The following is a 6,998-nucleotide window of genomic DNA, read 5'->3' as shown; positions in this document are numbered from 1 at the left end:
GCGCGCCGGTGTGGCGCGCCCCGTCGCCGCGTCACCGGTAGAAGACGGCGACCCCGCCGTGATGCGAGCAGGCGCCCTGATGGTGCGCCGCGTACGAAAGCGTCCCGTCCTCACACAACGCCGTGGCCCCACTCCCGGCCCCGCCGGTCCCCCCGGAAGACGAGTCCCCGGCCCCGGAGGACCCCGACCCGGACCCGGACGACGACGTGTCGTCATCCCCGCCCGTTCCGCTTCCGCCTCCGCTTCCGATTCCGCTCGTGGAAGCGTCGGCCCGGTAGGAGCAGGACTCCTCGTTCTTCACCACGTTGAAGGTGATCGTGCGGCTCTCGCTGACGCGGCCGGGGACCGGGCTTTGGGAGCACACTTGCCAGTTGCGATCCCAGACCTGAAACCGGTCGAGGCCCGACAAGTCGTGGCTCTTGAGCCGGTAGAGCCCCAGTGCCTGGGCCGCGTCCTGCGCCTCCTGGAGACCCTGGCCGGTGAAGTCGGGCAGGGTCACCTTCACCACTGCCGGGGCGGAGCTGCGCGGTGCCGTCGTGGTGGGAGCGGCGGCGGAGGGGCTGGGCGAGGTGCTGGGGGATGCCGAAGGCGAGCCGCTCTTGGCAACGACAGTCGGCTTGCCCTCCTGCTCCGACGTGCCGCCGTCGTCGAGCGCCGCTCCGATCCCGCCGATGACCACCAGGGCCAGCAGGCCGAGACACCCACAGCCGAGCGCCGTCTTTTTCTTGTCCTGCCCGTTGTTCGGGTCAGGTCGGTTCATGGTTCCCCCCGAGATGGTTCGGTTCACTGCTCCCGTCAGTCCCAGCCGCCGGAGAAGTCGCCGTTCAGCTGTGCGGAGCAGATGTTGTAGCTGCCGCGGGCGTGACCGGTCTTGGTCTGGCCGTCGATCGTGACGGAGCAGCGGATGTCGCCGCCGCCCTGGAGCTGTGCCGAAATGTGGTAGTACAGCGCGCCGTCCTGGACTTTCAGCGTCTTCGTCATCGGCAGACCGCTGCCGTCGAGGTTGTCGCTGTCGCTGCCGTAAGTGATGTCCGCCCCGGCAGGCGCACTGCCCCAGACCTTGAAGACGGCTGTCCCGGCGGGCGCCTCGTCGCTCTCCGTCGCCTTCGGCTCGGGCTTCGGCTTGGCGGTGACGGTCTTGGTGACTGTCACGCTGGGAGCCGGTTCGGCGGCGTCCTTGATACGGGCGGGCTTGGCCGTGACGGTGACCGTCACCCTGGGCGCGGGCTTGTCGGCGCCGGTCGACTTCGTGTCGTCGCCCTCGGTCGAGCCTATGCCGACTCCGACGAAGAGCAGGACGGCTGCGACCGGGACGGCGATCCGCTTACGGGCCCATCTGGGACGGTTGGGCGCCGGTGGTGCAGGTGTCGGTGATAGCTGATTATTCCAGGACATGACTCCCCCTTGAGTGATACGCGAGGAGCTGACCATAACCGCGGTAATTGAAAAGTGAAAAGTTTGTGTGTGATCCGTGGTCAAGTTGTGATCCGGGTCCGTGGCTCCGTGATCGCATAGATTGGCGGTATCGGTCGAACGACGAAGATGGGATCCGCGATGAGCCTGTACGACATTCCCCTGCGCACCCTGTCCGGCGAGCCGACCACGCTCGGCGCGCATCAGGGCGCCGCGGTGCTGGTGGTCAACGTGGCGTCCAAGTGCGGGCTGACGCCGCAGTACGAGGGGCTGGAACGGTTGCAGCAGCGGTACGCCGGGCGCGGGTTCACCGTGCTGGGGGTTCCGTGCAACCAGTTCGCGGGGCAGGAGCCGGGGTCGGCGGAGGAGATCGAGACGTTCTGCTCGACCACGTACGGCGTCTCCTTCCCACTGCTGGAGAAGATCGACGTCAACGGCGAGCAGCGGCATCCGCTCTACGCCGAGCTGACCCGGACCCCCGACGCGGCGGGAGAGGCCGGGGATGTGCAGTGGAATTTCGAGAAGTTCTTGGTCTCGCCGCAGGGCCAGGTGGCCGGACGTTTCCGGCCGCGGACCGAGCCGGAGGCGGCGGAGGTCGTCGAGGCGATCGAGGCCCAGCTGCCGAGCTGAGGCCGATGGGGGGAGATAAGGGGAACAAGCGCTCCACGACGTGTCGTTGACAGATCGTACAAGCTCCAGCGGTTCGGTCGGGGCGGCTTCGTTTCGGCAATGCCACTCCCCGACGACAGCGCCCGTATCGACATGAACGCCGTTCGCGAGGTCAGCCAGGCCATCAGCGCGGCTCACATGTTCATCTACTTCGTCCCCGAGGCCGCGGAGGAGGCGGCCAAGTTCGGCGTGACCGACCGCGGTCCCGCGTACTTCGCGTTCCGGTCGGCCGCGATGGGTGCGGTTCCGCGGGAGGTCGCGCTCGCGACCTTCTACAACTTCAGCCCGCGGTCCGTGGAGGCCATGACGGGCGTGTGGGACGCCGCCTCCCCCGAGCAGTGGCAGGCCGCCCGCTTCGCGGCCGCCGAACGTGCGCTACAGCGCGTCGACGTGAAGCTCACGGAGGAGCAGATCGCGGAGGCGCGGTCGCTGATCGACCCGGTGGTCGCCGGTGCCGACCACGCGGGCAAGACGCTGGCTGCCGGGAACGCGTCGGTCGCGCTTCCGGCCGATCCGCTCGTCGCGCTGTGGCAGCAGGTCACGGTGGTGCGCGAGTGGCGCGGCGACGCGCATCTCGTCGTGCTCGCCGCCAACCACCTCGGGCCGTGTGACTGTACCGTGATCCAGTCCGCGACGGGGCGCATCCCGACGGCGCTCGCGCGTGCGACCCGCCAGTGGAACGACGAGGAGTGGGCCGCGGCGACGGCACGTCTCGTCGCGCGCGGCTGGCTCGACGCCGATGGCACCGTGACCGATGCGGGGACGGCGGCGCGCGAGCAGATCGAGGTCGAGACCGACGAGCACTGCGCCGCGCTGTGGGCGCCGATCGGCGCCACGGGCGCCCGTCGCCTCGTCTCGCTCCTCGCACCGATCAACGAGGCGTTCACCGCGGCCGGGACGTACGACCAACTGCGCTGATCGCGGCGGCGAGCCGCCCCGGGCGGTCGTACCGTCGGGTGCGGCCGTCCGGGGCGTGCGGGAGAACGGGGCCGCGTCAGCGTTCGGCGGCGAATGCCACCAGCCAGGCCAGCGGGGCGTTCCAGTTGATCGCCACCTCGTTGGTGGAGTACGAGCCGATGTCGTCGATGTAGCACTTCGCGGGCTTGCACCCGGCCAGCTTCTCCTGGGCCACCGGGTCCTGGAGGGCCGCGTTCGGGCCGCCCGCGAAGGAGCCTGCGGGTGGGTTCGGGAGGGTGGCGTCGTACTGGTGGGCCCAGAAGCGGTGGTGCTGGTTGAGGGCGGTGTGGTCGCCGTAGCCGGTGACGTAGGACTGGCCGAGTGCGTTGCGGCCGAGCAGGTAGTCCAGGGCTTCCAGGGCGCCGGTGCGGTAGCGGGGTTGCCGGGTGAGTTCGTGGGCGACGGCGATGACGCTCGCGTTGTTGGCCACCTGGCCGTTGGAGCCCCAGACGTAGCCGTCGGTGGGCAGGGGGACGGCGTATCCCTGGCGGCTCATGGTGGCCAGATAGGCGTCGGCGGCGGACACCACCGAGGCGCGGACGCGGGTGAGATCGGTGGCGGGGAGGCCGTTCGGGACGGTGGCCAGGGTGATGCGTCCGAGGGCGGCGGTGTCGGCCCAGGCGAAGCCGCCCGCCGTGAAGACGTCGTCCGCGGTGTGGAAGGGCGAAGAGGTCACCGCGTCCCGGTAGCGGCTCTCCTTGGTGGTGGCGTACAGCTCGGCGGCGGCCCAGTAGAACTCGTCGCCGACCCGGGTGTCCCCGTACGCGCCGCCGCCCGTGCCGTCGGAGTCCGGGGCGAGCCGGTCGGGGTGGGCCTGGGCGGCGGTCCAGGCGCGGCGTGCGGAGGTGAGGCAGCGGGCGGCGAAGGCCGCGTCGTAGGGGGCATAGACCCGTGCGCACTGGGCCGCCGTGGCCGCCAGGTTGAGGGTGGCGGCGGTGGACGGGGGGTGGAGTTCGCGCGGCTGGGAGTCCTGTTCGGGGCGGGTCGGCAGACCGGTCCAGGCCGCGTCATGGATCTTGTGGAAGGCCATGCCCGCGAGCGGTTTCCCGTCCGGGATCTGCATCCGCATCAGGAACTCCAGCTCCCAGCGCGCCTCGTCGAGGACGTCCGGCACCTTGTTGCCCCGCTCGGGCACGCGCAGGGTGGAGTCGCCGAGCGCCGCGGCGTGGCCCGACCGCGCGGCGCGCTCGAAGGAGTTCACCAGCTGCCAGGTGGCGATGCCCCCGTTGACCACGTATTTGCCCTGGTCACCGGCGTCGTACCAGCCGCCGCGGACGTCCTGCGCGTAGTCGCACACCCCGGGCTGGCACGGCACGCTGGTGTCGCCCTGGTTGGGCGCGACACCGAGGTGGCCGGCCGGACGCGCGTACGCCGCTCCGGCGAGCCGCGCCTCGATGGGGGTGCCGCTGCGCTGCTGGTAGAAGAAGGACATCGCGTCCGCGCGCAGCCCGTCGTAGAGGCCCGCGCGGATGTCGAACGGATGGCTGGTGCGGCCGTCCACGGTGAGGGTGTAGCCGGTGCCCGTGCCCCGGTACGAGGAGAAGTCGGCCAGCTGGGTGGAGTCGCCGGAGGCGGCGTCGGCGCCACCGGCGGTGGTGGTGCCGGAGGCGGCCGTCCTGCCGGACGCGTCGCGCAGTTGCCACGGCAGGGCGGTGGTGCTCGCGGTGACGACGGTGGCGCGTTTGGGGCCGTCCGGCAGATAGCCGAGCTGGTTGACCTGGACGGCCGAGGGCGCGGCCACGGCCGCCTGGGTGGTGGGCGTGGCGACGAACAGCAGCGCTCCGGCCAGCAGGGCGGTGGCGGTGCGCGCCAGAGGCGTTGACTTGGGCATGGTGGGGCCCTTCTTGTCGCGGGAGTTGTGGTCTAGGAGCGGTAGACCGAGGCTTCTCTGGACGTCGACCCGATGCCGTTCGCACCCTTGAAGATCCGCTGCCCCCAGCTGGTGAGCGACGCGGCGTTGAACCCGGTGGCCATGTCGAGGTATTCGACACCGCCGCTGTTGCCGCTCCAGGACCAGCCCAGATAGCCGACGCCGAGTGTCTGGGCGTTCGCCATGATGGCGGTCTCATCGGGGTTGCCGTCGGAGTGGTTGTGGCCGAACTCGCCCACGACGAGCGGGAGTTTGGCGTTGACGAAGCGGGTGAGGTAGTCCTTGACCTCGGCGGCGGTGTCGAAGACTCCGTACATGTGGACGGAGAACACGGTGTTGTGGTCCGGGTCGGCGGCCAGGACGGAGGCCGCGTTGTCGCGCATGGTGAAGCTCCAGTCCTGGCCCCAGTTGGGGGCGTCCGCCATCAGGGCGTGATGGATTCCGGCGGTGCGCAGCTTCTGGACGGCGGCTTTGGTGTCGGCGGTCCACGCGGTGGCGTTGGTGTTGCCGTACGGCTCGTTGCCGAGGTTGACGACGACGTAGCTCTCCTGGCCCGTGAGGGCGGTGCGCACGCTGATCCAGTAGTCGGCGGCGCGGGAGAGGGTGATGGCGCCGCCCTGCTCGCCGTAGCCGGTGGTGTCATGGGCTTCGAGCACGCAGATGAGCCGGTTGCGTTTGCACTGCGCGACGACGTTCGCCACATCGGCGGTGTCGTTCCTGGTCCAGCGGTCTCCGGTGGACAGCACGACCCGCACGGTGTTGGCGCCCAGCGCCTTGATGTCGGCGAGCGCCTGGGTGGTCCGGGTGGCGTACCAGGTGTGGGCGTGGTTGACGCCGCGCATCACGAAGGGGCTGCCGTTGCCTTCGACCAGCTTGCCGCCCGCGACATGTAATCCGGCCGCGGCCTGTAATCCGCTCGCGGCGTGCGATCCCGCCGCGGCGGCACTGGCTGGTGGTGAGAGGGAGGGCAGGGACAGCAGCAGGGCGGCGATGGCCGCGAACACGACGGCCACGACGCGGGGGGTGGCGCCGGTGGGGGCGGTCGTACGCATGGGCGACTCCTGGTGGGGGAGCGGTCGGTCCGGGCTGATTTGCCTGGGTCATGACAACGAGGTCTGGACTGCGAACGTCTTGGGAGCGCTCCCAAGTTATGTAGTGAGGGGGCCGCTATGCGTCAAGGGCTGCGGGGCCGAACGGGCGTACCGGCCGGTGCCGGTGTCCGCCCGCGCTGTCACATCGGCCGCGGCCCGTACGTCAGTGTTCTGATGACATTCGACGACGAGAGAGGGCGAGAGCCGATGGGCGGAGACGCGTTCCTGGCGGAGAACTTCGAGGTACACCGCGGCCATCTGCGGGCGGTGGCCTACCGCATGCTCGGCTCGCTCAGCGAGGCCGACGACGCCGTTCAGGAGGCGTGGCTGCGGCTCAGCCGCTCCGACACCCGCGAGGTGACGAACCTGGGCGGATGGCTGACGACGGTCGTCGGCCGCGTATGCCTCGACATGCTGCGCTCGCGCACCGCCCGGCGGGAGGAACCCCTCGGGGTGCATGTGCCGGACCCGGTCCTCAGCGGTGCGGGCGGGGTCGACCCGGAGGACCAGGCGCTGCTCGCCGACTCCGTCGGCCTCGCGCTGCTGGTCGTCCTCGAGGCGCTGGCTCCCGCCGAGCGGCTGGCGTTCGTCCTGCACGATCTGTTCGGCGTGCCGTTCGACGAGATCGCGCCCATCGTCGGCCGCACCCCGGCCGCGGCCCGTCAGCTCGCCAGCCGCGCCCGTCGCCGGGTCCGGGGCGCGGCGCCCGTCCCCGACCCGGACCTGGCCCGGCAGCGCGCGGTGGTCGACGCCTTCCTCGCCGCCGCGCGCGACGGCGACTTCGACGGGCTCGTCGCCCTGCTCGACCCGGACATCGTGCTACGGGCCGACTTCGGCGCCGCCGCCCCGCTCGCGTTCCGCGAGGTGCACGGCGCGGCGGACGTGGCCAACCAGGCGCTCACCTTCGCCCGCGCCGGGGGCGAGGGCGAGGGCAGCGTCCCCCGGCCCGCGCTGGTCTACGGGGCGGTCGGGGTGGTCGGGACCCGCGGGGGCAGGCC

General features: G+C 71.1%; 7 protein-coding genes. 3 read left to right on the top strand and 4 right to left on the bottom strand.

The window, feature by feature from the left end; genetic code table 11:
- Window positions 1-31: 31 nt before the first annotated feature.
- Both SSOG_RS55555 and SSOG_RS03025 read right to left on the bottom strand, forming a co-directional pair.
- The gene (locus tag SSOG_RS55555; protein WP_009712734.1) at window positions 32-760 is read right to left on the bottom strand and encodes a DUF3761 domain-containing protein; all 729 of its coding nucleotides are present in this window, start codon (window positions 758-760) and stop codon (window positions 32-34) included.
- A gap of 35 nt (window positions 761-795) precedes the next feature.
- Window positions 796-1,395, bottom strand: coding sequence for a hypothetical protein (locus tag SSOG_RS03025; protein WP_245606208.1), 600 nt, complete (start codon window positions 1,393-1,395; stop codon window positions 796-798).
- 159 nt (window positions 1,396-1,554) lie between these two features.
- Between SSOG_RS03025 and SSOG_RS03020 the strand changes: the two genes are divergently transcribed.
- Both SSOG_RS03020 and SSOG_RS03015 read left to right on the top strand, forming a co-directional pair.
- A complete protein-coding gene (locus SSOG_RS03020; RefSeq protein WP_009712732.1) occupies window positions 1,555-2,043 on the top strand; it encodes a glutathione peroxidase in 489 nt (162 codons plus the stop codon).
- A 99-nt stretch (window positions 2,044-2,142) separates the two neighbouring features.
- Window positions 2,143-3,000: an SCO6745 family protein gene (locus tag SSOG_RS03015; RefSeq protein ID WP_009712731.1), complete on the top strand. Its 858-nt coding sequence runs from the start codon at window positions 2,143-2,145 to the stop codon at window positions 2,998-3,000.
- Window positions 3,001-3,076: 76 nt separating this feature from the next.
- On the opposite strand, the gene SSOG_RS03010 is transcribed toward SSOG_RS03015, so the two are convergent.
- Together SSOG_RS03010 and SSOG_RS03005 are read right to left on the bottom strand one after the other, a co-directional pair.
- Complete coding sequence (locus tag SSOG_RS03010) at window positions 3,077-4,870, bottom strand: glycoside hydrolase family 9 protein (RefSeq protein WP_009712730.1); 1,794 nt, start codon at window positions 4,868-4,870, stop codon at window positions 3,077-3,079.
- Window positions 4,871-4,902: 32 nt separating this feature from the next.
- Window positions 4,903-5,961, bottom strand: a complete 1,059-nt coding sequence (locus SSOG_RS03005) for a glycoside hydrolase family 5 protein (RefSeq protein WP_009712729.1) — start codon at window positions 5,959-5,961, stop codon at window positions 4,903-4,905.
- Between the two features lie 246 nt (window positions 5,962-6,207).
- Here SSOG_RS03005 and SSOG_RS03000 point away from each other — a divergent pair.
- Window positions 6,208-6,998: sigma-70 family RNA polymerase sigma factor (locus SSOG_RS03000; protein WP_039940559.1), on the top strand; the 791-nt coding region annotated here is incomplete at its 3' end.

It is taken from the genome of Streptomyces himastatinicus ATCC 53653 (assembly GCF_000158915.1).
GTDB classification, from domain to species: domain Bacteria; phylum Actinomycetota; class Actinomycetes; order Streptomycetales; family Streptomycetaceae; genus Streptomyces; species Streptomyces himastatinicus.
The sequence above is the reverse complement of the archived record's forward strand: the minus strand, read 5'-3'. Positions and strand labels throughout refer to the sequence as shown.

Bases quoted from the DNA above. Each gene is read 5' to 3' on its own strand.
- SSOG_RS55555 (WP_009712734.1), bottom strand. From the start codon at position 760: ATGAACCGACCTGACCCGAACAACGGGCAGGACAAGAAAAAGACGGCG.
- SSOG_RS03010 (WP_009712730.1), bottom strand. From the start codon at position 4,870: ATGCCCAAGTCAACGCCTCTGGCGCGCACCGCCACCGCCCTGCTGGCC.
- SSOG_RS03005 (WP_009712729.1), bottom strand. From the start codon at position 5,961: ATGCGTACGACCGCCCCCACCGGCGCCACCCCCCGCGTCGTGGCCGTC.
- SSOG_RS03020 (WP_009712732.1), top strand. From the start codon at position 1,555: ATGAGCCTGTACGACATTCCCCTGCGCACCCTGTCCGGCGAGCCGACC.
- SSOG_RS03025 (WP_245606208.1), bottom strand. From the start codon at position 1,395: ATGTCCTGGAATAATCAGCTATCACCGACACCTGCACCACCGGCGCCC.
- SSOG_RS03015 (WP_009712731.1), top strand. From the start codon at position 2,143: ATGCCACTCCCCGACGACAGCGCCCGTATCGACATGAACGCCGTTCGC.